Source organism: Pseudomonas sp. LB-090624 (genome assembly GCF_003205205.1).
GTDB lineage: Bacteria > Pseudomonadota > Gammaproteobacteria > Pseudomonadales > Pseudomonadaceae > Aquipseudomonas.
In genome coordinates this window covers 65,823-89,847 of sequence record NZ_QJRL01000017.1, presented here as the reverse complement: position 1 = coordinate 89,847, position 24,025 = coordinate 65,823, and the positions used below count along the sequence as shown (strand labels likewise).

Annotated in this window: 19 protein-coding genes and 2 pseudogenes; 7 read left to right on the top strand and 14 right to left on the bottom strand. The window is 63.5% G+C overall.

What is annotated here, in order from left to right; all coding sequences use genetic code 11:
- Window positions 1–179: 179 nt before the first annotated feature.
- Both cra and DMX11_RS16835 read left to right on the top strand, forming a co-directional pair.
- Window positions 180–1,175: a catabolite repressor/activator gene (gene cra / locus DMX11_RS16840; protein ID WP_110745529.1), complete on the top strand. Its 996-nt coding sequence runs from the start codon at window positions 180–182 to the stop codon at window positions 1,173–1,175.
- 2 nt (window positions 1,176–1,177) lie between these two features.
- The gene (locus DMX11_RS16835; RefSeq protein ID WP_110745528.1) at window positions 1,178–1,954 is read left to right on the top strand and encodes a TatD family hydrolase; all 777 of its coding nucleotides are present in this window, start codon (window positions 1,178–1,180) and stop codon (window positions 1,952–1,954) included.
- Window positions 1,955–2,018: 64 nt separating this feature from the next.
- On the opposite strand, the gene ampE is transcribed toward DMX11_RS16835, so the two are convergent.
- The 3 genes from ampE to DMX11_RS16820 all read right to left on the bottom strand — a co-directional run bounded on the left by ampE (window position 2,019) and on the right by DMX11_RS16820 (window position 5,757).
- The gene (ampE, locus tag DMX11_RS16830; RefSeq protein WP_110745527.1) at window positions 2,019–2,849 is read right to left on the bottom strand and encodes a regulatory signaling modulator protein AmpE; all 831 of its coding nucleotides are present in this window, start codon (window positions 2,847–2,849) and stop codon (window positions 2,019–2,021) included.
- Window positions 2,846–3,418 carry a 1,6-anhydro-N-acetylmuramyl-L-alanine amidase AmpD gene (gene ampD / locus DMX11_RS16825; RefSeq protein WP_110745526.1) on the bottom strand — a complete coding sequence of 191 codons (573 nt, stop codon included), beginning with the start codon at window positions 3,416–3,418 and terminating at the stop codon, window positions 2,846–2,848. Before ampD ends, ampE begins: the two co-directional genes overlap by 4 nt.
- Before the next feature lie 191 nt (window positions 3,419–3,609).
- Window positions 3,610–5,757 carry a DUF1631 domain-containing protein gene (locus DMX11_RS16820; RefSeq protein WP_110745525.1) on the bottom strand — a complete coding sequence of 716 codons (2,148 nt, stop codon included), beginning with the start codon at window positions 5,755–5,757 and terminating at the stop codon, window positions 3,610–3,612.
- 242 nt (window positions 5,758–5,999) lie between these two features.
- Between DMX11_RS16820 and nadC the strand changes: the two genes are divergently transcribed.
- Window positions 6,000–6,848 carry a carboxylating nicotinate-nucleotide diphosphorylase gene (gene nadC, locus DMX11_RS16815; protein WP_110745524.1) on the top strand — a complete coding sequence of 283 codons (849 nt, stop codon included), beginning with the start codon at window positions 6,000–6,002 and terminating at the stop codon, window positions 6,846–6,848.
- A 72-nt stretch (window positions 6,849–6,920) separates the two neighbouring features.
- Here the strand turns inward: nadC and trxB are convergent, their stop codons facing one another.
- Complete coding sequence (gene trxB, locus DMX11_RS16810) at window positions 6,921–7,883, bottom strand: thioredoxin-disulfide reductase (protein WP_003247318.1); 963 nt, start codon at window positions 7,881–7,883, stop codon at window positions 6,921–6,923.
- 321 nt (window positions 7,884–8,204) lie between these two features.
- Between trxB and cysZ the strand changes: the two genes are divergently transcribed.
- On the top strand, window positions 8,205–8,933 hold the full coding sequence (gene cysZ / locus DMX11_RS16805) for a sulfate transporter CysZ (protein ID WP_110745523.1): 729 nt from the start codon (window positions 8,205–8,207) through the stop codon (window positions 8,931–8,933).
- A 177-nt stretch (window positions 8,934–9,110) separates the two neighbouring features.
- On the opposite strand, the pseudogene DMX11_RS26495 reads toward cysZ, so the two are convergent.
- Window positions 9,111–9,470: pseudogene (locus tag DMX11_RS26495) on the bottom strand (methyl-accepting chemotaxis protein); the annotation flags it as partial.
- A 228-nt stretch (window positions 9,471–9,698) separates the two neighbouring features.
- A pseudogene (locus DMX11_RS26490) lies at window positions 9,699–10,298 on the bottom strand (PAS domain-containing protein); the annotation flags it as partial.
- A 306-nt stretch (window positions 10,299–10,604) separates the two neighbouring features.
- Here DMX11_RS26490 and DMX11_RS16795 point away from each other — a divergent pair.
- Window positions 10,605–11,795, top strand: a complete 1,191-nt coding sequence (locus DMX11_RS16795; RefSeq protein WP_110745521.1) for a glycosyltransferase family 1 protein — start codon at window positions 10,605–10,607, stop codon at window positions 11,793–11,795.
- A 63-nt stretch (window positions 11,796–11,858) separates the two neighbouring features.
- On the opposite strand, the gene DMX11_RS16790 is transcribed toward DMX11_RS16795, so the two are convergent.
- Together DMX11_RS16790 and DMX11_RS16785 are read right to left on the bottom strand one after the other, a co-directional pair.
- Entirely contained in the window at window positions 11,859–12,341 is a 483-nt protein-coding gene (locus DMX11_RS16790; RefSeq protein ID WP_110745520.1) for a glutathione peroxidase, read from the bottom strand.
- Window positions 12,342–12,486: 145 nt separating this feature from the next.
- The gene (locus DMX11_RS16785) at window positions 12,487–12,972 is read right to left on the bottom strand and encodes a peptidylprolyl isomerase (RefSeq protein WP_003259610.1); all 486 of its coding nucleotides are present in this window, start codon (window positions 12,970–12,972) and stop codon (window positions 12,487–12,489) included.
- Between DMX11_RS16785 and DMX11_RS16780 the strand changes: the two genes are divergently transcribed.
- A complete protein-coding gene (locus DMX11_RS16780) occupies window positions 12,971–13,273 on the top strand; it encodes a DUF3565 domain-containing protein (RefSeq protein WP_041166374.1) in 303 nt (100 codons plus the stop codon). The genes DMX11_RS16785 and DMX11_RS16780 overlap by 2 nt on opposite strands.
- A 31-nt stretch (window positions 13,274–13,304) precedes the next feature.
- Window positions 13,305–15,392, top strand: a complete 2,088-nt coding sequence (gene pta, locus DMX11_RS16775; RefSeq protein ID WP_110745519.1) for a phosphate acetyltransferase — start codon at window positions 13,305–13,307, stop codon at window positions 15,390–15,392.
- Window positions 15,393–15,427: 35 nt separating this feature from the next.
- On the opposite strand, the gene DMX11_RS16770 is transcribed toward pta, so the two are convergent.
- The 6 genes from DMX11_RS16770 to DMX11_RS16740 all read right to left on the bottom strand — a co-directional run bounded on the left by DMX11_RS16770 (window position 15,428) and on the right by DMX11_RS16740 (window position 24,004).
- Window positions 15,428–16,150: an OmpA family protein gene (locus tag DMX11_RS16770; protein WP_016501466.1), complete on the bottom strand. Its 723-nt coding sequence runs from the start codon at window positions 16,148–16,150 to the stop codon at window positions 15,428–15,430.
- A 108-nt stretch (window positions 16,151–16,258) separates the two neighbouring features.
- On the bottom strand, window positions 16,259–16,903 hold the full coding sequence (locus DMX11_RS16765) for an MBL fold metallo-hydrolase (RefSeq protein ID WP_110745518.1): 645 nt from the start codon (window positions 16,901–16,903) through the stop codon (window positions 16,259–16,261).
- Window positions 16,904–17,192: 289 nt separating this feature from the next.
- On the bottom strand, window positions 17,193–17,885 hold the full coding sequence (locus DMX11_RS16760) for a sensor histidine kinase KdpD (RefSeq protein ID WP_110745517.1): 693 nt from the start codon (window positions 17,883–17,885) through the stop codon (window positions 17,193–17,195).
- On the bottom strand, window positions 17,882–19,489 hold the full coding sequence (locus DMX11_RS16755) for a tetratricopeptide repeat-containing response regulator (protein WP_110745516.1): 1,608 nt from the start codon (window positions 19,487–19,489) through the stop codon (window positions 17,882–17,884). The genes DMX11_RS16760 and DMX11_RS16755 overlap by 4 nt, the downstream gene beginning before the upstream one ends.
- A gap of 160 nt (window positions 19,490–19,649) precedes the next feature.
- Window positions 19,650–22,367 carry a LuxR C-terminal-related transcriptional regulator gene (locus DMX11_RS16750; RefSeq protein ID WP_110745515.1) on the bottom strand — a complete coding sequence of 906 codons (2,718 nt, stop codon included), beginning with the start codon at window positions 22,365–22,367 and terminating at the stop codon, window positions 19,650–19,652.
- A 272-nt stretch (window positions 22,368–22,639) separates the two neighbouring features.
- Window positions 22,640–24,004 carry a DUF1329 domain-containing protein gene (locus tag DMX11_RS16740; RefSeq protein ID WP_110745514.1) on the bottom strand — a complete coding sequence of 455 codons (1,365 nt, stop codon included), beginning with the start codon at window positions 24,002–24,004 and terminating at the stop codon, window positions 22,640–22,642.
- Between the last annotated feature and the right edge of the window lie 21 nt (window positions 24,005–24,025).

Here is a 24,025-nt window from a genome sequence, read left to right as displayed (position 1 = left end):
AATTAGGCAGCTGAAACGTTTAATCTGACCAAGTGGCCACGTTACTCGATAATCTGCCGAGGAAAAAGCCCCATCCTGTCGGACAATTGCGACAATGGTCGTCTGCGCGTAATGGCTGGCCCGGGTCAAACTATCCGGTCCGCTTTACAGCCAGCCCCGGTAATAACAAGGAAAATTCGGTGAAACTCAGCGATATCGCCCGTCTGGCCGGTGTGTCCGTGACCACTGCCAGCTACGTCATCAATGGCAAGGCTGAACAGCAGCGCATCAGCAACAGCACTGTCGAGCGGGTACGCGCGGTGGTCGAGGCCCATGGCTTCACCCCCAACCCGCAAGCTGCTGGCCTGCGCAGCCGGCATACCCGCACCCTGGGCTTCATTCTCCCGGATCTGGAGAACCCCAGCTACGCCCGCATTGCCAAGCAACTGGAGCAAGGCGCCCGCGCCCGTGGCTACCAGCTGCTGATCGCCAGCAGCGACGACCAGCCAGACAGCGAACGCCAGTTGCAGCAACTGTTCCGTGCACGCCGCTGCGATGCACTGTTCGTTGCCAGCTGCCTGCCACCGGGGGATGACAGCTATCGCGAGCTACAGGCCAAGGGCCTGCCGGTGATCGCCATCGACCGCCGCCTGGACCCTGCACACTTCTGCTCGGTGATCAGCGATGACCGCGACGCCAGCCGCCAACTGGCCGCCAGCCTGCTCTGCGCCGCGCCACGCAGCATCGCCCTGATCGGCGCCCGCCCCGAGCTGTCGGTCAGCCAGGCGCGTGCCGGTGGTTTCGACGAAGCCCTGCAAGGCTATGCCGGCGAAGTCCGCCGCTACCAAGGCGAAGCGTTCAGCCGTGAATGTGGCCAGCGCCTGATGCAGCAACTTATCGACGATCTGGGCGGCTTGCCGGATGCCCTGGTGACCACCTCGTACGTGCTGCTGCAGGGGGTGTTCGATACCCTGCAGGCGCGCCCCGCCGACTCCCGCCAGCTACGATTGGGCACCTTCGGCGACAACCAGTTGCTCGATTTCCTGCCGCTGCCGGTCAATGCCATGGCCCAGCAGCACGGCCAGATCGCCGCCATCGCACTGGAGCTGGCGCTGGCCGCCATCGAGGAAAAACGCTACGAACCAGGCGTGCATGCCGTTGGCCGAACGTTCAAGCAACGCCTTCCAGCGGCCTGAACATGCGCCTGATCGACACCCACACTCACCTGGACTTCCCCGACTTCGACGGCGACCGCCCACGCCTACTGGCCAGCGCGGCGGCACGCGGGGTGGAGCGGATGGTGGTATTGGGGGTTTACCAGACGAACTTCCAGCGGGTGTGGGAGCTGGCCTGTACCGAGCCGTGCGTGTTCGCCGCGCTGGGCCTGCACCCGGTCTACCTCGACCAGCATCGGCCCGAGCATCTGACGCAGCTGCGCGAGTGGTTGGAGCGCCTGCGCGCAGACCCGCGGCTATGCGCCGTGGGCGAGTTTGGTCTGGACTACTACCTCGATAGCCTGGACAAAACACGCCAGCAGGCGCTGTTCGAAGCACAGCTGCAGATGGCCTGCGACTTCGAGCTGCCGGCGCTGCTGCATGTGCGCCGCAGCCATGCCCAGGTGATCGCCACGCTGAAGCGCTACAAGCCGGTGCGGGCGGGCGTGATCCATGCGTTCGCCGGCAGTTATGAGGAGGCCCGCGAATACATCAAGCTGGGTTTTCGGCTCGGCCTGGGCGGTGCGGCGACCTGGCCGCAAGCGCTACGGCTGCGCAAGACCCTGGCGCGGCTACCGCTGGACAGCGTGGTGCTGGAGACAGACTCACCCGACATGGCGCCGGTGATGTACCCGAGGGTGAGGAACAGCCCCGAGCACCTGCCGGAGATTGCCGAAGCCCTGGCTCAGGTGATGGGGGTGGAGGTTGGCGCGCTGGCAGACGCCAGCAGTCGCAATGCCTGCGAGGTCTTTGGCTGGTAGCTGAAAACGCTCCGTCTTCAAGGGCTGCTTCGCGGGCAATCCGCGAAGCAGCCCTTGAATGGCTTCAGACCAACACCGTCCACAGCGCAAACCCGGCATACCACAACACCGCACAGCGCAGCAGCAGCTCCCACAGGCTGTCCAGACGCCCCAACCCGCGCTGGCTGTCTTCTTCTTCAGGAATGTCATCGGCAATGCGCCCGACCCGGGCCACCAGGTGCGCAGCGCTGATATGCCAGTTGAGCACTTCGTGCAGCATCACCCGCGTCACCGCCAGGAAGTTGCCCACCAGGGCAAAGCTCAATGCCAGTGCCCGCACCGGGAGCCAGTCCATGACGTGCCGCAGCTGCTCGGCCCGCGCCTTCAGCGCCGGCTGCTTGCTGTGTTCACCGCATAGTGCCAGCAGCCGATAGGCCAGTGCCGCCCCTGGGCCCAACACGAAATACCAGAAGATCACCGCAAAAAAGCCCTGGTACACCTGCCACAACAAGTTGCCCTGCACCCGCACCAGCAGGCTGTGCGGCTCATCGGCCGCCAGGCCCAGATCACGCTCGGCCACATGCAGCGCCGCCTGGTCATCACCGCGCCGCCAGGCATCACGGAACGGGCCCAGCGAAGCCTTGGCATCGCCACGGCCGAGGCTGTAGACCAGCACCAGCAGGTGCACCGGCAGGGCCAGCAAACCGTAGGCCACAGGCTCCAGTACATGCAGCAGCAACACCAGTAGAGCTACCGGGGCCAGCACCAGGATGGCCAGCGTCCACCACGGGTGAACCTTGCCGCTGCGCTCCAGCCGCACCAGCTCGCCAAGGAAGAACCCGTCGCGCTGCACCTGATGACGCAAGGCCGAGAATTTTTCGACCCACAGCGCCAGCAACAACACCAGAAAACTCATGCCTTGTCCTCGTTGTGCTGCAGCGCCTGGCGGTAGCGCGGCCAGTCGAACGCCGGGCCGGGGTCGCTCTTGCGCTGCGGGGCAATGTCGCTATGGCCCTGGATGCGGCCCAGGTCGATGGCCGGCCAGGCGCTGCGGATGTGCCGGGTGAGTTGCTCCAGCACGGTGTACTGGGCATCGGTATAGGGCTGGTCGTCGGTGCCTTCCAGTTCGATGCCGATGGAAAAGTCGTTGCAGCCTTCACGCCCGTCGAAGCAAGACACACCCGCGTGCCAGGCGCGGTCGCGCAACGAAACGAACTGGGTCACTGCGCCGTCACGCTCGACAAACAGGTGCGCCGACACGGTCAAGTGGTTGATGCTGGCGAAGTACGGGTGTTCGTCGGGGTCCAGGCGGTTCTGGAAGAACTGCTGCACCTTGCCGGTACCGAAGCAGGCCGGCGGCAGGCTGATGTTGTGGATCACCAGCAGGGAAATCGATTCGCCTTCGGGGCGAGCATTGAAGTTTGGCGAAGGGCAGTGGGTGATTCCAGTTCCGTGGAACCAGCCAGTGGCACGGTCCAATTGCATGGGGCAAATCCTGAAAGCGCCGTGAACAGAGCCACAGTATGCCCTGCGGCCACGGCGCTGTGCATGTGAATGATTGTAATGCGAGCAACCCTGGCAGGATCGGTGTGCCCGCGAAACAGACCTCGCGGTCGTCGGCCCCGGCTGCGGCCACGGGATCGCCACCTGCGCGGGCCTACGCCATGCAAGCGCGGCTACGTGCGCAAGCCGTCGAGCACCGCTTCCAGCGCCCGCTCGAACAGCAACCCGTCATCCAGTACGCGAACTTCGTTGCGTTGCAGGGCTTTGGCCAGGCTGGTACTGCTCCACTCGCGCACCTTCATGCCGGTGCGGTTGGCGAATACCAGCCGGTCGCTGGCGGCAATACGCGCTACCAACTTGCAACGCAACGGTTCGCCTTCATCGAATACCTCAACCCAGGTGCCGATACGCAGGCGTTGGGCCTGGCGCAGCGCCCCAGCCTGGCCGTCGTCGATCCGCAGCGGTGCGCAGGCAGGTTCTTCGGCGATGGCCAGCACGATTTCCTCGGCCACCAGCACGTCGCTCGAGGGTTGGCTCTCGCCCCCCGGCTGCTGCGCGGCACCCGCGCAGGCACGCAGGTGCAATTGCTCCAGTTGCAGGAAAAACTCCCGGGTGGCTTGCGAGTCCAGCGCCACGCTGGCCAGGCCATCACGCAACGCCTTGAGCAAGCCGGGCACCTGCTGCAACAAGGCTTGCGGCTCATGGGTTGGGGTGATGCTGGCCAGTAGTGTGTCCATTGCCTGCAGAGCATCCTGCCAGGCTTGCGAGGCTTCGCTCTGCTTGAGCCATGCCAGCAGCAGCACCTGGCTCCAGGCCTGTACCAGCATCTGCACCACCACCTGCGGCAACACCCTGCCGCGCAGGCGCTGGTTGAGTACTTGCTGAACCTGCTGCCGGGCTTGCAACGCCCGGGCACGGCCTTCTTCAGCATCGCGGGTGCGCTGCTCTAGCAACTCGTTGCGCCGCCGCTCGTCCTGGTTGAAGGCGAGGAAGTCCTCCAGCAGCTCGGTGAACAGGCTGGCATCCTCGGCAAAATCATTGAGCAGGCGCTGAACAATACGCTGTACCCGCAAATGCAGGCTGTCACGTAGGCCTTCGCCACCGCATTCCCAGCCAATCGCCGCACCGGCGATTTCGTTGAGCAGACGGCGCGCCGGGTGGCTGGACCGGCTGAACAGCCCCTTGTCCAGCAATGCCACCTTGAGCAGCGGGATATGCAGATGCGCAATCAACGCCCGCAGGCTGGCCGGCAGGTTGTCGTCGTTGTGGATGAAGGCGAACAGCAGGCCAACCAGGTTGATCATGTCTTCGTCGGCCACGGACAGGCGCCGGCGTGTGCCGCTGCGCACGCTGACCCGCAACAGCAGTTGCTCCAGCTGCTGGCCGAGGTCGAAATCATCGGCCTCGTGGCTGGCAGGCGCATAACGCTGCAGATGCGACAGCAGCCTGAGCAGGTCTGCGCTACTGATCGGCTGCGCGGCAGCCACCGCCTGCAAGCGTGGGGCAAACTGCCCGCGCAGCGGGGCGAGCAGGGTTTGCAACGAGGCAAAGAACGCCTGCCCTGCCGCATCCGCGTCCACCTCCTGACCAAGCTGCACCGGCCCTCGTCGTGCAGGCATGCGCCGGTCTTCGGCACGCCTGCGCGGTGCCGGTTGCAGCTCTGGCAGAACCCCGGCAGCAGCCAGCAACTGGTTGGCTTCGCCGTAGATCACATCGGCATCGCGTAGCACATAGCGCTCGAACAGCTTCAGCAGCACCAGCTTGACCCGCAGGCCAACCCCCAGGCTGCGCCCGGCGTCGAGGAAGTAGTCACATAACGCGGCAGGCCCCAGCGGGTTGTATTGCTCGAACACAGGGCGGTCGAGCAACACCTGCAAGCGCAAACCCAGTTGCTGCAAGGCAATGCCATCGCGTGACAGCACCCGCGCCACCATGCCTTCGACAGCGGCGGCCCGCTCTATCTGGCCCTTGGTGCGGGAGCTCACAGGGTCGACCAGAGGCGCCAGCAGGTCGGCCTGGCCGATGCGGGCAAAGGTGTCGTAGAAGGTATCCAGAAAGCCACGCTCGATGCTTTTACGCTTCAGGCGCAGGTCGCGCATGGCTTCGAAATACAAGTTCTGGTCACCGCGGTCGAAGGCCTTGTCGGCCATTTCGAAAAGGGTGTCGTCGGCGTTATCGAACAAGTCCTGCAAACCCTGGCGCAACTGCAGGGCGGCCTTGTCGCGCACTTGCAGCAGCAACACCGGAAGGCAAGGCAGGGGCGCACGCCCGCCTCGGTCGATGGCCGCCACCAAGGGCACCACCTTGCCTTCTTTATGCATCCTGGACTCCTTGCAGGGTGTCTCGCCCGGAGGGGCTGAAGATCGTCAAAGCTATGACGCCAAATACTGGTCGCTATTATCGGGAAAAATTCGCACAGCTGCCAGCGCCGTTTCACGGGCTGGTTAAAGACCGTGATTTCCCCCGGTTGCTCGCAGCGCCCGACCAAAGGTCATCGCCAAGGCGGCTGTACACACAAGCCCCCTGCCCTATAATCGCGGGCATCTAGCTTGTGGAGCCGACCATGCCGAACCTACGCCTTGCCGACCTGACCGCTGAAATTGAAGCCAACGTGCGCCGCGCGCTGTTGGAGGACATCGGCAGTGGCGATATCACCGCGCAGTTGATCCCGGCCGAGCGCCTGGCCAAGGCGACCATCATCACTCGCGAAGACTGCGTGGTCGCCGGCACCGCCTGGGTGGATGCCGTGTTCCGCCAGCTCGATCCGCGGGTGGCAGTGCACTGGCAAGTGGCTGACGGCGAACGGGCCACAGCCAATCAGCCGCTGTTCCACCTCGAAGGCCCGGCCCGTTCCCTGCTCAGTGGTGAACGCAGCGCGCTGAACTTCCTGCAGATGCTGTCGGGGGTCGCCACCCGTGCACGCTTCCTCGCCGACCTTGTGGAAGGCACCCAGGTACGCTTGCTGGACACCCGCAAGACCTTGCCAGGCCTGCGCCTGGCGCAAAAATACGCGGTTACCTGTGGTGGCTGTGACAACCACCGCATTGGCCTGTACGACGCCTTCCTGATCAAGGAAAACCACATTGCGGCCAGCGGCGGAGTGGCCGAGGCGGTGGCTGCGGCGCACCGCATCGCGCCGGGCAAGCCTGTGGAAATCGAGGTAGAGAGCCTGGACGAGCTGCGCGAGGCACTGGCCGCTGGCGCGGACATCATCATGCTTGATGAGCTGAGCCTGGATGAAATGCGCGAAGCGGTGCGGATCACTGCCGGCAAGGCCAAGCTGGAGGCCAGTGGCGGGGTCAACGAGACCACCTTGCGGGTAATTGCCGAGACAGGTGTGGACTACATCTCGATAGGCGCGATGACCAAGGATGTGAAGGCGGTCGATTTGTCGATGCGCTTGAGCCTGTAAGCTGATTGCGGGCAACAAAAAACCGGCTTCAGAGCCGGTTTTTTGATGGGGGGCGCTCTGCGCCCCGCTGGATCAGAACGAGGCGTTGGCCAGCCCGTCCAGGTAGCGCTCGACGTCCAGCGCTGCCATGCAGCCGGCACCGGCCGAGGTAATGGCCTGGCGATAAACGTGGTCGGCCACATCGCCGGCAGCGAAAACACCCTCGACGTTGGTGGCGGTGGCATTGCCTTCGCGGCCACCATTCACCACCAGGTAACCGTCCTTCAGGGTCAGCTGGCCTTCGAACAGCGAAGTGTTCGGGGTGTGGCCAATGGCGATGAACACGCCGTCGACCTTGATTTCGTCGCTGCTGCCGTCGTTGTTCTTCAGGCGCGCACCGGTTACGCCCATGTTGTCACCCAGCACTTCGTCCAGGGTGGCGTTGAGCTTGAGCTCGATCTTGCCTTCGGCCACGCGGGCGTTCAGCTTGTCGACCAGGATCTTCTCGGCGCGGAAGGTCTCGCGGCGGTGTACCAGGGTCACCTTGCTGGCGATGTTGGCCAGGTACAGCGCTTCTTCGACGGCAGTGTTGCCACCACCCACCACAGCGACCGGCTTGTTGCGGTAGAAGAAACCGTCGCAGGTGGCGCAGGCCGAAACACCCTTGCCCATGAAGGTTTCTTCCGACGGCAGGCCCAGGTAGCGAGCGCTGGCGCCAGTGGCGATGATAAGCGCGTCGCAGGTGTACTTGCCGCTGTCACCCTGCAGGGTGAACGGCTTGTTGGCCAGGTCGACGGCATTGATGTGGTCGAAGACGATTTCAGTTTCAAAGCGCTCGGCATGCTCTTGCATGCGCTGCATCAGTGCCGGGCCGGTCAGGCCGTGGGGGTCACCCGGCCAGTTATCCACTTCGGTGGTGGTGGTCAGCTGGCCGCCGGCCTGCATGCCGGTGATCAGCAGCGGCTTGAGGTTGGCACGTGCGGCATACACCGCGGCGCTGTAACCGGCAGGGCCGGAACCAAGAATGATGACGCGCGAATGACGTACTTCGGACATGTCGAACTCCTGTCGAGCGGGCCGGTATCCGATACCGGCGGCGCCAGCTGGAAAATTAAAAAGGACCCACGCAGCACTTGGGGAAGGCTACAACGCGCAGGCCCGGAAAGCGGAAAGTTGAGCGCACTGTAGCGAGGTCGCAAAGATTAAGGAAATATCCTTAGACAATCCACCTCATAGGCATCGTCTATGCTGCGATTTCATCGATAGCCAAGCTGCTGGCGCTTTTGTTACAGGCCGTTTCCCACCCGCTACCCGCCTTTCGTCGGCGCGCCAAACTCGGTAAGGTCAGCGCGTTTTCCTTCTCTGCGGAGTGTCTCGATGCAAGCCCCTGTCCTCTCTGGCCCCCAATACCTGCGCGAAGGCCTGAAACTGGTGCTGAGCCCCAACCTGCGGTTGTTCGTGCTGCTGCCGCTGGCGGTGAACCTGTTGCTGTTCGGTGGCCTGGTCTACTTCGCCGGCCACGAGTTCGCCGTGTGGCTGGATGCCCTGATGCCAACATTGCCAGACTGGTTGAGCTTCCTCAGCTACATACTCTGGCCACTGTTCGTCGCCCTTCTGGTGCTGATGGTGTTCTTTACGTTCACCCTGGTGGCTAACATCATTGCCGCGCCATTCAACGGGTTCCTGGCGGAAAAGGTCGAGGTGGTGGTCCGTGGCGAAGACAACTTCCCCGCCTTCAGCTGGGGCGAGCTTGTGGCCATGGTGCCGCGTACCTTCAGCCGCGAAATGCGCAAGCTGGGCTACTTCCTGCCACGCGCCATCGGCCTGTTCATCCTGTCGCTGATCCCGGTGGTCAACGTGGTAGCAGCGCCGCTGTGGCTGATCTTCGGCGTGTGGATGATGGCCATCCAGTACATCGACTACCCGGCGGACAACAACAAGATGAGCTGGCAGGACATGCTCGCCTGGCTGCGGCAGAAGCGCTGGCAGTCGCTGGGCTTTGGCGGGATTACCTACCTGGCGTTGCTTATCCCGGGGGTGAACGTGCTGATGATGCCGGCGGCAGTGGCCGGGGCCACGTTGTTCTGGGTGCGCGAGCGCAACTGATCTCTCACGGCAGGTTGCACATCACGCTTGCCACGCCCGGTCACTGTGGGGGCGGCCCGGTGTCGTGACAGGGCCGCAACGCGGCCCCAACACCCAGTGCGTCAGTGCTGAAATCCTGCGGCCCTATCACGGCATAAGGCCGCTCACGGAAAACGCGGAGCCTGCCTGGGTTGGGGCTTATTGCCCCAACCGGCTGGAAAACTGCCCCACCACATCCACTACCCGCTTCGCCCCGTCCTGGATCTCGACAATCACGTTGCCCGTCTCATCCGCCAGCGCCAGCCCCTGTTCGGCCTGACGCTTGCTGGTGTCGATGATCGCCACCGCCGCCTGCGCCAGCTGCGAGTTCTGCTGCACTACCCGGGCGATTTCCTCGGTGGCGGTGCTGGTGCGTGAGGCCAGCTGGCGCACTTCGTCGGCGACCACGGCAAAGCCGCGCCCCTGTTCGCCCGCGCGGGCCGCTTCAATGGCGGCGTTCAAGGCCAGCAGGTTGGTCTGCCCGGCAATATCACTGATGGTCTTGATGATCGAACCGATCACCCGCGACTGGGTATCCAGCGCCTGAATGCCTTCGGCCGCCTCTTGCATGGAGGCCTCCAGGCCACGCATCACGCTGACGCTCTGGGTCACTACATCGGTGGCCTTGCGTGCGCTGGCATCAGTCCCCAGCGAGGTGTTGTAGGCAACATCTGCCGCCTCGGCTACCGCTTGCTCCTGATTGACCTGGTCGGTAATCACGGTCGCGAACTTGACCACCTTGTACAGCACGTCGTGGGCATCGAAGATCGGGTTGTACGAAGCTTCCAGCCAGATTACCCGGCCATGGGCATCAATGCGCTTGAAGCGGTCGGCAACGTACTCGCCTCGACGCAGCTTGTCCCAGAATGCCTGGTAGCCAACCGAGTTGGACTCTTCCGGCTCGCAGAACATACGGTGGTGCTTGCCGCGGATCTGCTCCAGGCGGTAACCGACACTGGTCAGGAAGCGCTCGTTGGCGGTGAGGATGGTGCCGTCGAGGTCGAACTCGATCACCGCCGTAGAACGCATCAGCGCCTTGATCAGGCTTTCGTGCTCGCGCGAGGTCTCGATGGTGCGGGTGAGGTCGCTGGAATGCAGGGTGAAGTACTTGATGCGCCCCTCACTGTCCTTGACCGGCTGCAGAATCGAGCGCAGCCAGGCTTCCTGGCCATTGCCACGCAGCAGGCGGAACGCGCCGTTCAGGTGCTCGCCGCGGCTGATCGCGGTTTTCATGCGCTGGTAGAAATCCAGCGACTTGACATGGCCCGGGACGATGTCCTCTATGTTGCGTCCAAGCAATTGTTCGGCACGGTAGAGCATCTCGCTCTCGAAATTGCCGTTGACCATCTCGATCCGTCCCTGTGGGTCGAGTTGCAGAACCAGCATCTCGCTGTCGAGGCTGCTCTTGACCTGTTCGATGGACATCAGGTCTTCGCGCAGCTGCCGGATTTCTTGCTTGAGCTTGTTGTTGAACATCACCGCTCTCCTGGAGCGCATCGGTAGTCGAATGCATCTTCATCGGCTGCCGGTGACACCTTCTTGAGTACAGTGCCGATAAATATTCGCAAATCCACCAGCGACGCCGGTCAGCTGTCATCTGCGCGTCACAGAGCCGTCACAGTGACGCAATCGAGCAGGCGGAAACTTTTTGTCATGAATACACCCGCCCTGCGCATTACCTTGGTCAGCGAAACCTTCCCACCCGAAATCAACGGCGTGGCCAACACCCTTGGCCGCCTCGGCGAAGGCCTGCGTCAACGCGGCCACCAGATCGAAGTGGTGCGCCCGCGCCAACCCGGCGAAGGGCCGGTGCACAATGACCCCCACCTCATGCTGTGCCGTGGCTGGGCACTGCCGGGATACCCCGGCTTGCAATGGGGCGAGGTGTCGATACGGACGCTGTTGCGCCGCTGGCGCCGGCAACGGCCAGATGTACTGTACATCGCCACCGAGGGGCCGCTGGGGTTCAGCGCCCTGCGCGCGGCCAGGCGCCTTGGGATCCCTGTCGTCAGCGGCTTCCATACCAACTTTCCGCAGTATTCCGGCCAGTACGGCCTGGGTTTGCTGGCGCGCCTCCTTACCCACTACCTGCGCTGGTTCCATCGCCGAACAGCGGTCACCCTGGTGCCCAGCGCCAGCCAGCGCCTGGAACTGGAACGTCGTGGTTTCGAGCGCCTGGAACTGCTCGCCCGGGGGGTGGACGCCTGCCTGTTCAACCCGGCCCGGCGCAGCCAGGCATTGCGCGAAGGCTGGGGGTTAAGCACGGATGATATCGCCGTGCTGCACGTGGGGCGGTTGGCAGTGGAAAAAAACCTTGGCCTGCTGCGCCCCTGCCTCGAGGCGTTGCAGAAGGCTTATCCACAGAAGCGCCTGCGCCTGATTCTGGTCGGTGACGGCCCACAGCGCGCCGCCCTTCAACGACTGCTGCCAGACGCGGTGTTCTGTGGCGCCCAGCGCGGCGAGGTTCTGGCTGAGCACTATGCCAGCGGGGACCTGTTCCTGTTTCCGAGCCTGACCGAAACCTTCGGTAATGTGGTACTCGAGGGCATGGCCTCCGGGTTGGCAGTAATCGCTTATGACGAAGCCGCGGCCGCACAGCATATTCGCCATGGGCACAGTGGTGCACTAGCGATGCCGGGTGACCAGGCAGCGTTCATCGATGCGGCCTGCTGGCTGCTGGAAGATGAGGAAACGTTGCGCCGGGTTCGCCTGAATGCGCGGCAGCATGCCAGCCGTCAAGGCTGGGGGGCAATTGTCGAGCAGTTCGAGGGGTACCTGGACGGCGCCTGCCGGCAACCTGGTGCTGCGGCTGGGCGTTCTGGGCAATTTTTGCAGCGCCTGTGAGATAGGTGCCGCGCAGGCGGCGCTCGATCTCACAGGTGCCCAAAGCATCCCGACAGGCGTTCTTCAGGCTAGCGCTTTCTCGATTGCCTGCACCACCACCGGGTCATCCGGCGCGGTGCGAGGTGAGAAACGCGCCAATACCCGGCCGTCCTTGCCAACCAGAAACTTCTCGAAGTTCCAGGTGATGTCGCCCGGAAACTCGGCCCCCTCACCCGCCAACAGGCGATACAGCGAATGGCGCTGCGGCCCGTTGACCTCCAGCTTGCCCCCCAGCGGGAAGCTCACCCCGTAGTTGAGGCTGCAGAAGTCCTGGATTTCCTTCTCGCTACCCGGCTCCTGCCCGGCAAACTGGTTGCACGGCAAGCCAAGCACATTGAAGCCCTTGTCCTTGTACGCCTGGTAGAGGTGTTCCAGGGCTTTGTATTGCGGCGTAAGACCACACTTGGAGGCAACGTTGACCACCAGCACCACTTGGCCCTTGAACGGTGCCAGAGGTAGCTCTCCGCCGTTCAGCGCGTCCAGCTTCAGCTCGTGAAATGCACTCATGATGACATCCCCTCTCAGGTTCCCGGTTGCCGCGTCGGCGAATTCCGCCCACTAAAAAGGCGCTCGTCCAAACCGTCCCCCTCCCGTAGGAAGGCAAATCGGCTTGCCCGAGCGCCTGGCGACTTTCTGAGCTTAGCGCAGAAAATCAGTGGTGATGGCCACCTTCACCGTGGATGTGACGGTGAGCGATTTCTTCGTCGCTGGCGTCACGCACGTTCACGACCTTGACCTGGAAGGTCAGGCGCTGGCCGGCCAGCGGGTGGTTGCCATCAACGGTGACGTCGTCGCCGTCGATGTCGCGGATGGTGACGATCTGCATCTGGCCGTCCGGCGCCGAAGCGTGGAACTGCATGCCCACTTCCAGTTCGTCGACGCCTTCGAACAGGCTACGGTTCAGGGTGCTGACCAGCTCGGCCAGGTATTCGCCGTAGGCGTCTTCCGGCTCGATGGAAACGTTCAGCTCGTCACCAGCCTGCTTGCCTTCCAGGGCTTTTTCCAGGCCCGGGATGATGTTGCCGGCACCGTGCAGGTAAACCAGCGGGGCACCACCGGCGGAGCTGTCGATGGTCTCCCCGGCGTCGTTGGTCAGGGTATAGTCGATGGAGACAGCCTTGTTGGCGGCGATCAGCATGGGGCAAGACCTTTTGCAAAAGAATGTAGAGCGCACAAGTGTAACCAAGCCATCGTCCGATTGCGAACGCACCGCGGACGAGCAACGGCCCATCAGTCGGATCACCGGCTTTCATCAGGACGAAGAAGGCCATTGGGTGGCCGAACTGTCCTGTGGCCATACCCAGCACCTGCGCCACCAGCCGCCGTGGCAGGCACGCCCATGGGTGCTCGACCCGGCCCAGCGCGCGCAGCACATCGGCCAGCCTTTCGCTTGCGGCTGGTGCGCACAAGGGGCCGATAGCGCTACCCTTGGCCGTTAATTTCTTGCACCGCTTATTTCGAGAAGCACGCATGCAGACATTTTTCATTGCGCCGACCGACTTTGGTGTCGGCCTGACTTCGATCAGCCTGGGCCTGGTGCGCACCCTTGAGCGTGCCGGCCTGAAGGTCGGCTTCTTCAAGCCGATCGCCCAGCCCCACCCGGGTGACACCGGCCCGGAGCGCTCCACCGAACTGGTCGCCCGCACCCATGGCATCAAGCCCCCCGTGCCGCTGAGCCTGGCCCATGTCGAGCGCATGCTCGGCGACGGCCAGCTGGACGAACTGCTTGAAGAAATCATCCGCCTGTACCAGCAAGCCTGCGTCGGCAATGACGTGGTGGTGGTCGAGGGGATGGTGCCAACGCGCCACGCCAGCTATGCGGCACGGGTCAACCTGCACTTGGCCAAGAGCCTGGATGCCGAGGTAATCCTGGTTTCAGCCCCGGAAAATGAAGTGCTCAGCGAGCTGTCCGGCCGGGTCGAACTGCAGGCCCAGTTGTTCGGCGGCCCACGCGATCCGAAAGTGCTCGGGGTGATTCTCAACAAGGTGCGTACCGAGGAAAGCATGGCGGACTTCGCCACCCGCCTGCGCGAGCACTCGCCGCTGCTGCGTGGCAATGATTTCCAACTGCTGGGCTGTATCCCCTACCAGCCCGAGCTGAACGCCCCGCGCACCCGTGACGTGGCCGACCTGCTTGGCGCCCAGGTGCTCAATGCCGGCGACTACGAGCAGCGGCGCATGAGCAAGATCATCATCTGCGCCCGCACGGTGGCCAACACCGTACCGCTGCTCACGTCAGGCACCTTGGTCGTAACCCCGGGTGATCGCGACGACATCATCCTTGCCGTCAGCCTGGCAGCAATCAATGGTGTGCCACTGGCCGGCCTGCTGCTGACCAGCGACAGCAAGCCTGACGCACGTATCCTTGGCCTGTGCCGTGGCGCGCTACAGGCCGGGCTGCCTATCCTGTCGGTAAGTACCGGCTCGTACGACACCGCCAACCAGCTCAACTCGCTGAACCGCGAAATTCCGGTGGATGACCGCGAGCGCGCCGAATTCATTACCGACTTTGTCGCCAGCCACCTCGACGCGGCCTGGTTGCACCAACGCTGCGGCACACCGCGCGAACTGCGGCTGTCGCCGGCGGTATTCCGCTACCAGTTGATCCAGCGCGCGCAGCAAGCGAACAAGCGTATCGTCCTGCCTGAGGGGGCCGAGCCTTTGCTGGTTCAGGCGGCAGCCATCTGCCAGGCCCGAGGCATTGCCCGTTGCGTGCTGCTGGCCAAGCCCGAAGATGTGGATGCCGTGGCACGCGCCCAAGGCATTACCTTGCCGCCGGGCCTGGAAATCCTCGACCCGGAGCTGATACGCGGGCGCTACGTAGAACCGATGGTCGAGCTGCGCAAAAGCAAGAACCTCAACGCCCCGATGGCCGAGCAGCAACTGGAAGACCCGGTGGTGATCGGGACCATGATGCTGGCCCTGGACGAAGTGGACGGCCTGGTTTCCGGGCTGGTGCACTCCACTGCCAACACCATCCGCCCTGCCCTGCAGTTGATCAAGACTGCGCCGGGCTCGAGCCTGGTGTCGTCGGTGTTCTTCATGCTGTTCCCCGAGCAGGTACTGGTGTACGGCGACTGCGTGATGAACCCGCACCCAAGCGCTGCCGAACTGGCCGAAATTGCCCGGCAGAGCGCCGAATCGGCGCAGGCCTTCGGCATTGCGCCGCGGGTGGCGATGATCAGTTACTCAAGCGATTCGGCCAGCGATGAGGAAGTCGGGAAAGTGCGCGAAGCGACACGCCTGGCACAGAACGCAGCGCACGATCTACTGATCGACGGCCCTCTGCAATATGACGCGGCGGCCAACCCGGCAATTGCCCGGGAGCTGGCACCAGGCAGCCCGGTGGCCGGGCGTGCCACGGTATTCGTGTTCCCCGACCTGAATACCGGCAATACCACACACAAGGCGGTACAGCGCAGTGCTGACGGGGTCAGCCTGGGGCCGATGCTGCAGGGGTTGCGCAAGCCGGTGAACGACTTGCCGCGAGGGGCGCAGGTAGACGATATCGTGCATACCATTGCCCTGACGGCGATTCAGGCCAGCGTAGCGCGCTAGGAAGCAGGGGCTGCGTTGCAGCCCCTGGCGGTCAATCACGGATACTGCTGAACCTGGCCTTGCTGCTGGTCATACTGCTGACCCGGAATCGGCTTCAGGTTCACTTCCACCCGGCGGTTCTGCGCACGGCCATTGGCGTCAGCGTTGCTGGCGATCGGCTGGTCCGGGCCCATGCCACGTACAGAAATACGCGAGGCATCCACACCCTGCGAGGTCAGGTAGGTGCTGACCGCCTGCGCACGGCGCTGGGACAGGTCCATGTTGTGTTGGCGGCTGCCAGTGCTGTCGGTGAAGCCGACCACTTCGATGGTGTTCTGGTTGAACTGCTTGAACGAGCCAGCCAGGTTGTTCAGCGGCGAGTAGAAGCTTGGGGCGATGTTGGCCGAGTCGGTGGCGAAGGTGATGTTGCCCGGCATGATCAGCTTGATCTGGTCACCCTGGCGTTGCACTTCCACGCCAGTGTTGGCCATCTGCGCGCGCAGTTCGGCTTCCTGCTTGTCGGCGTAGTAGCCGTAACCAGCAGCGGCAGCACCCACTGCAGCGGCACCGATGAGTGCCCCCTTGCCACGGTTGTTGTGGTCGATGGCGGCACCCGCGATGGCGCCGGCCAACGCGCCCAGGCCACCATACTTGGCGGTCTTGCTCATCCCGGTGGAGCCCTGCGCCTGGCCCTGGTTGTCGTAGGGATTCTGGCCGGCACAGCCGGTCATCAGGGCAGCGGCAGTTGCGACGATAATCAGACGACGCATGGTGAACATGGACAAGCTCCTACTGAATTCATGAATGCGGCAGATCATAAAGGGATCTATGCCAGCCTTGGATTGCGTCGGCAACGAAAAATTCCATGAAAGTGCCTTCATGTGCCATCAGGCACGCACGAAGGGGTTCTCGCGCATTTCGTCACCCAACCGGGTATCGGGCCCGTGGCCGGTCACCACGACGGCCTCCTCGTCCAGCCGGTAAAGCCGCTCCTTGATGGAACGCACGATCGCCCGCTGGTCGCCCCCCCACAGGTCGGTGCGGCCAATGCCGCGACGGAACAGGGTGTCACCGGCGATCAGCAGCTTGGCATCGGCGAACCAGAAGCTCATCGAGCCCGGGGTGTGCCCTGGAGTATGCAATGCCACGCCGCAGCCGCAGGCCAGTTCTTCGTCATCGGCCAGCCAACGGTCGGGGGACGGTACTGGGGTGTAGGGCACGCCGAACATCTGGCACTGCATTTCCAGGTTGTCCCACAGCGCCTGGTCGTCCTTGTGCAGGTGCAAGGTGGCGCCGGTCAGCGCCTTGAGCTTGCCCGAGGCCAGAAAATGATCGAAGTGCGCGTGTGTGTGAATGATGCTCACCAGCGTAAGACCGTGGGCCTGCAGGCGGGCGAGGATCTTGTCCGGGTCACCGCCCGGGTCGACGACGATGGCCTTTTTGGTCAGCGGGTCGCCGATCAGCGTGCAGTTGCATTGCAAAGGGCCTACCGGAAAGGTTTCGCGGATGAGTGCAGACGGGGTTTGGGTCATGGTGTTCTCGCAGGTAACGCTGGGTTCTGCTACGAGCCTGACAGGAAAATGGGGTGGGTGCACGAGGTTCATGGCTTGAGCGAAGTGGCGCCTGTGAGATCGAGCGCCGCCCGCGCGGCGCATCGCGAGCTGCGCTCGCTCCTACATTTGTTTCGGGCCAGTTATGCCTGTGACAGGCGCGCGCGACCGCCTTGTTTTACGACGCGATATCGCGCCATACGCCAAGGGAGCGAGCGCAGCTCGCGATGCGCCGCGCGGGCGGCGCTCGATCTCACAGGCACCCAATACCTCAAGGCAGGAACAACCTGAACAACCCGCCCCCAAGCGCCCCGCCATTGGAAATCTCGATCCGCCCGCGCACACCGCCGCTTTCATGCAGCGCCGCGATCCGCGCCGCGAAGTACAGCCCCAGGCCGGTACTGCCGCTGGTCGAGTCGATGCCCTGGATGTACTCCTCCTGGCGCTCGAGCATGCGCTGCGGATAACCCGGGCCATCGTCGTTGACGCAGATGGCCAGCTGGTTGTCAGCCTCTTCAATGGTGATCAACAAAGCATGCCCGGCGAAGCGGGTGGCGTTGGTGATGACGTTGGCGATCACCGAGGCCACCAGTTCGCGGTCAAAGAAACCCAGCGGGTTGTCGGTATCGATGCGCCACGTGGCGAGGATATCGTTGTGCTTCAGCACTTCCTCATGCGCTGCCAGCTGGGCTTCGATGAAATCATCCAGCTCATGGTAGTCCGGGCACACCGGCAGCTGGTTCACTCCCAGCTTGTATAAACCCAGCAACTGCACCAGCATGCCGTTGAGGTGACGAAACTCGTGCTCAATCATCCCTTGCTCGGCACCGCCGCGCAGCTCTTCGGGCAAGCGTTGCACCCACTGGCTGTGGGACTGGATCAACGCCGCCAGGGAACTCTTGAGGTCGTGCACGGTGGAGGCGATCACCGTGGAAAAATCCAGCCCCTGATTGTCTTGAGTCATGCGCCGAACACTCGGATGTGCAGTTTGCGGTAACGGTCATAGCGATTGTCGCTGGCAGGGATACCGGCCACGCTGGTCAAGGCGTCGCGGCATTCCTGCATGATCGCGGGCTGAGGGTCGTCACCACCGATGCGCAGCAGCGCCTGGGCGGTGTTGAGGGCGATGCTGATGTTCTTCGGCTGTAAACCCAGTGCCTTGCGGAACAGTTGCAGCGCCTCGCCGAGCTGCCCTCCCTGGTAACTGCGCACCCCCTGGCGATTGAGGGTGACCGCTTCGGTGATGGCGTTGAGCACACTGGGGTCGTCCGTCAGCTTGCCCACTCTTTCCATGACCTTGGGGTCATCGCCATAACTTTCCACACAGCTTTTCAGCACGCCGATCGCGGCAGCTTCCTGCCCCATCGCCTGCAATTGCGCGGCAACGGTCAGGGCTGAATCGACCGAGAAGAACTGGTTCATCTTGTCCAGGCGCTGAATCGCCTGCTCGGTCAGCTTGGCCGCCGTTTCCGGGTCACCGGCCTGCAACAGGCTGGCGGCTTTCATCATCCGCGCACGTACCTGCAAGCCCTGATCCTCGGGGTTTTCCTTGGCCACTTCGCTGAGCGTGGTGTTGATCTCGACCCGGGTTCGGGCGTCGAGGCCAAAGCCCGCATTCTTGCTCATCAGCGCCTGCACCAGGCCAAGGTTGTTCTCGGCATCCTTGTAGCGCGAGCTCTGCCCTTGGTTCACCGCATGGCGGAACGCTTTCGAGGCACTCTCGAAATCTTCGTTTTCCAGCGCCAGCTTGCCCAGCGTCGATTGCCGGCGCACCGACAGCGGCGACAGGCGCACGGCCTCTTCAAGCAGGCTCTGGGCGCGTTTGGTTTCACCCTGGGCTACCAGGACTTCGGCCATGCCGTCGTAAAGGCTCGGCATGATCGGAAACGCCTTGAGTGCCTGTTCGTACACGCCCTGGGCCTGGGCATTCTGGCCACGCTTGTGCATCAGCGCCCCCAAGGCCGCGTAAACCCACGGCTGCGGGCGGCTGGCCAGGATCGCCTTGAGGAATTTTTCCAGCTCCTCGAAACGGTTGAGGTTGCGCAAGGCATCGGCCCGGTAACGCAGGCACAGCGGGGCCAGGCGCGGGTCCCTCTTGCACAGCTCGGCGCAAGCCGCCAGCACTTCGCCCGGGCGGTGGCGGTCGAGCGCCTGCAGGATCGGCTTGAGCAGTGTCTTGCGCTGGAACAGTTTCTCGACACGCTGGGCCAGGCCAACCCGGTTGAATGGCTTGGTCAGGTAGGCGTCGGGCTCGTGCTCGATGGCGCTAAGGACAATGGCCTGGCTGCTCTCGGCCGTGACCATGATGAACACGCACTCATGGCTGATGTGCTTGTCGATGATCAGGTCTTCCAGCACCTGCTGGCCGTTCTTCTTGCCGTCGCCGAGGTGGAAGTCCTGCAGGATGACGTCATAGCGCTTTTGCGCGCACATGCGCAGCGCCTGCTCGCCGCTGTCGGCGGTGTCAACGTCGCGCACCCCCAACTCACGCAACATGGAACGGGTCGACGTGCGAAAGTCGGTAAAATCGTCGACGATCAGAAAGCTCTTTTGCCCGTACTGCAGCATCAACACGACCTGCCTTGGAATGATTGAAAAATCGCGCGAGGCGATGCCACCGATCGCTGTATCGGCAGCCGGTCGGGAAAGATGAGGGGTAGAGCATTGCCGGCCACAAACCATGGCCTCACGCCATCACTTTAGCGGGCAATGAACTACGGGGCCAGCTTCAAGCCAGCAGCCCCAGGGATTTGGCCTTGGCCACCGCCTGGGTACGCCGCTCCACGCCCAGCTTGCTGTTGATATGGCTGGCGTGGGTTTTTACCGTGTGCAGGGAAATGAACAGGCGCTCGCTGATCTGCTGGTTGGAGCAACCTTGGGCGATCAGCTCGAGCACAGCCAGTTCGCGACCGCTCAACGCCTCACCGGTCCCGGCGCCCGCACTTGGCAGTGGCGGCAGGCGTTTGAGCAGTTCTGCCTGAACCGGGCAATGGCTTCCTGACTGCAGCTGCTCGTGAAGCCATTGCGGGTGCTTTTCCAACAGCGCCTGGAAGGGCTGCAGCACACCGCCGCGAGCTGCCTCCAGCAGCGGTGGCAACAATTGCGCCGCCTGGCCGTGCCGGCCTTCGTCCAGCAACAACACCAGCCATTGGCTCAGAGCACTGACGGCAAGCATCATGCCGCCACTGGCCTGGCCATGCTCGGCCAGGCCAACCAGGCGTTTGACGGCGTCATCACGACGTGACTGAACACGCTCGAGCAACGCTTGTTGCAAGGCAATGTGCAGCGGCAGCAGCGGGTGAAACTCTGGCGCTGCCGCCGGCTGCTCACCGCCATAGGTCTGGCCCAGGCGTAGCAGCCACGACTCGGCCAGGTCGGTGCGGCCCTGGGCCAACCACAGTTCGCATTTGACCAAGGTGATCATGGCCAAGTAATAGACCGGCGGCACGTCCCAGATGTGCATCAGCCGCTCAGCCTCGGCCAGCTCGGCAAAAGCCTCGGCAAAGTGCCCTTCCCGGCCATCGAGCGTGGCAATCACGCAATGGCCGATAAGCACGCTGATATCCCGACAGGCCCGCGCCTCACCCAGCCCTGCGCGCAAGCGTGCACGGCCTTGGGCCGGTTGCAGGCGCGAGACCAGCAGGTAGCCTTCATACAGCGTCAGGCGTGCGCGCACGGCATACAGGCGCTGCGCCGAAAGCCCTTGCAGGCGCTGCAAGCCTTGGCGCACTTCGTCCAGGGCGCGCAGCACTTCGCCACGGGCGTGTAGCACCCGTGCGCGGTCGTAATGGGCCAACGCCTCGAACAACGGGTTGCCAACCCGCTGAGCCAGCTCCAGCGCCTCACGATTCCACCCGCGTGCGCGCCAGAAGTCGCCATCGGCAATGGCCAGGTTGGACAGTGTCGACAAACACACCAGGCGTTGGCCATAACGCTTGCTCGGCAAGCTCTGCAACGCTTCGCCGCAATAGGCCAGGGTGCGCTCGCGGTCACCCCGGCCACGGGCGATGACCCCGCTCAGTGCCAGCCACTGCGCCAGCATCGACTTTTGCGCGGTCGCCGAGGGCGCGGGCAGGAAGCGGCTGAGGTAACCGGCCAGCTCTTCGGCCGCGTCCAGCTGACAAGCCAGGCCCAACGCCCAGCTGTACAGCACGATCAACCGCGGCGTACTGATCAACAGGCTGTCGGGCAGGTCCATCTTCCAGCGCAGCAGCATGCCGACGTTCTGTTCGGCCAGCAGTTGTTCCTCGGACAGGCTCTGCACCAGGTCGGCGGCGACATCGAGGTGGCCGGCACGCAGCGCCTGCTCCACCGCCTCGTCCAGCAGCCCCTGGGCTTCGAACCAGCGGCACGCGCGCAGGTGCAGGCCGGCCAGTGGTTCGCTGGCCTGGCGGCTGCGCAGCAAGTCGGAGAACAAGTGGTGATAACGGAACCATTGACCATGCTCGTCCAGCGGCACCAGGAACACCTGGTGCGCCTGCAGGAAGCGCAGGATCGCGGCGCTGTCGTGAGCGCCGCGCACGGCGTCGCACAGCGAGGCACAGAAGCGCTCCTGGCAGGCGGTTTCGTACAGGAAGGCCTGTACATCCGCGGGTAGCATGTCGATGACTTCTTCGAGCAGGTAGTCGCGGATCAGGCCCTCGCCACCGTGCAGCGCCTGGGGCAAGGCCTGTTCGTCAGCGCTGTCGCTGGCCGCCAGCTGCCAGAAGCGCAGCCCGGCCACCCAGCCGTCGCTGCGCTGGATCAGGTTATCAAGCGCCTGGCCACGCAGCCCGGTGGGCTGGCGGCCGATTACCGCCAAAGACTCCTCGGGGGTGAGGCGCAGTTCCTGTTCGTTGAGCTCGACCAGTTGCCGTGACAGGCGCAGGCGCGCCAGGTGCCAGTCTGGACGTTGTCGGCTAGTGACCAGCAACACCAGGCCGGGAGGCAAGTGATTGAGGAAGAACTGCAGGCACCGGTCAAGTACCGGCCCCTGGGCCAAGTGATAGTCGTCCAGCACCAGCAGCAAGGGCGTATCGGCTTGCAGGTAAAGCGCCAGCTCGTCGAGCAGGCCGTCGAGCCATTCTTCGAAGGCGAACGGCTGGTGGCGCTGGCGCATCTTCAGCAGGCCCATGGCCTGGCCGCCAAGTGCCGGGCAGTACTGTTGCAGGCCTTCGAGCAGCCGCTCGAGGAAGCGTCCAGGGTCGGCATCGCGCTGGCTCAGGCCCAGCCACAGGCTGCGCCAGTGCTCGGGCAGTGCTTCGCAGAATTCGATGGCCAAGGAGCTTTTACCAAAACCTGCCGGCGCATTGACCAGCAGCAGGCGCCCGCCCAAACCGGCATTCAGCCGCTGGCACAAGCGCACGCGCGGCACATGGCCATCCGGCAGGGGCGGCCGGAAGAAACGCCCGTCCAGCAGGCCCAGGGCCTGACTGGCGAATCCATGCGTACGGGACAGATCAGTCATGGCCGGCTCATTCTGGGTGGAAGACTACGGCATATGGATGCTTGCGAGACTAGCCGTTAACGCGGCGCATTTGAAGATGATGGGAACAATTGCCTCAGAAAAGACTGCGACAAAAAGCAACATGGCCGATGGACAAGGGCTGGAACGAGGGTTTGGAGAGGTATTCAGCAGGTTGATTGCCTGGCCCGCGAAAAGCCAGGAGCAGGAAAACAAAAAAACGCCCCGGCAAGCCGGGGCGTTCTGGGGATCACACAGCGTCGAGTGCGTTCAGCTTAGCGAATACCCGACTGGCGCAGCGCTGCTGGCTGGAAGTCGGCCTTGCTGGCGCTGAAGCCGAAGTCGTACGCACGCTTCTCTTCGTTCTTCATGCCCAGGGCCAGGTAACGACCGGACTGCAGGTCATAGATGGCTTCCAGGGTGTACCAGGGTACCTCGACGTTGTAGTAGGCCTGGGCATGCGCCTCGGACACGCGCCACAGCTGGCCACGGCCGTCGTACTGGTCGATCACCGCAGCCTGCCAGGTGTCCTCGTCGATATAGAAGTCGCGCTTGGCATAGATATGCCGCTGGCCCGGCTTGAGCGTTGCGACCACATGCCAGACGCGGCGCAGCTCGTAACGAGTCAGGTCCTGGTTGATGTGCCCGGCCTTGATGATGTCAGCGTACTTGAGCTTGGGGTCATCGAGCTTGAAGGCGTTGGAGGCGATGTACAGCTCCTTCTTGCCTTCCAGCTTCCAGTCATAGCGGTCTGGCGCGCCGTTGAACATGTCCAGGTTGTCTGAAGTTCGCAGGCCGTCCGCGGCAGTACCCGGGCCGTCGTACGACACTTGCGGCGCCTGGCGCACGCGGCGCTGGCCGGCGTTGTAGATCCACGCCTTGCGCGGCTCCTTCACCTGGTCAAGGGTTTCATGGACCAGCAGCACGGTACCGGCCAGGCGCGCGGGTGCGGTCACTTCCTGCTTGAAGTAGAACAGGATGTTGCCCGGGTTGTTCGGGTCGTAATCCTTCATCTTGTCGCGGAAGACGAACTGGTCAGAGAAATACACCGGGTTGAACGAGCCGTTCTGCTGCGGCGTGGCCTGGGTCACCAGGCGGCTGACGCTGCCGCCGCGGTAGCGGGTGATGTGGTTCCAGATCACTTCCAGGCCGGTTTTCGGGATGGGGAACGGCACGGCGGTGCGGAAATTGTTCAGGCCGTTGCCGCCCTCCACCAAGGTGGTCTTGGTGGCGTTTTCCTTGATGGCGGCGAATACATCGGCAGGCACCGTGGAACCGCGGTGGGTCTTGAATACCGGGATCTTGAAGGTGTCGGGGTAACGCTTGAGCATCGCCAACTGGCCCGGCGAAAGCTTGTCCTTGTACTGCTCGGCGTTCTGGGCGGTGATGGTGAACAGCGGCTTTTCACTGCCGTACGGGTCGGCCAGGAAGCCCTTGCCGTCGACACTGCCTGCGGTCTTCGACAGCGGCTCCCATGGCCCGATCGATCCATCGGCGTTACCGGCCTTCTCGGCACCCATCGGGGTCAAGGTGCTGCCCAGCTTGGCCGCCTCGTCGGCGGATACCGCAGCCATGACGCTGGTCGCCAGCAGGGACAGGCCCAGCACACCGGCTTGCAGCAGACTTCTGGTCTTGTTCATGTCTTGTCGTCCTGGATCTGT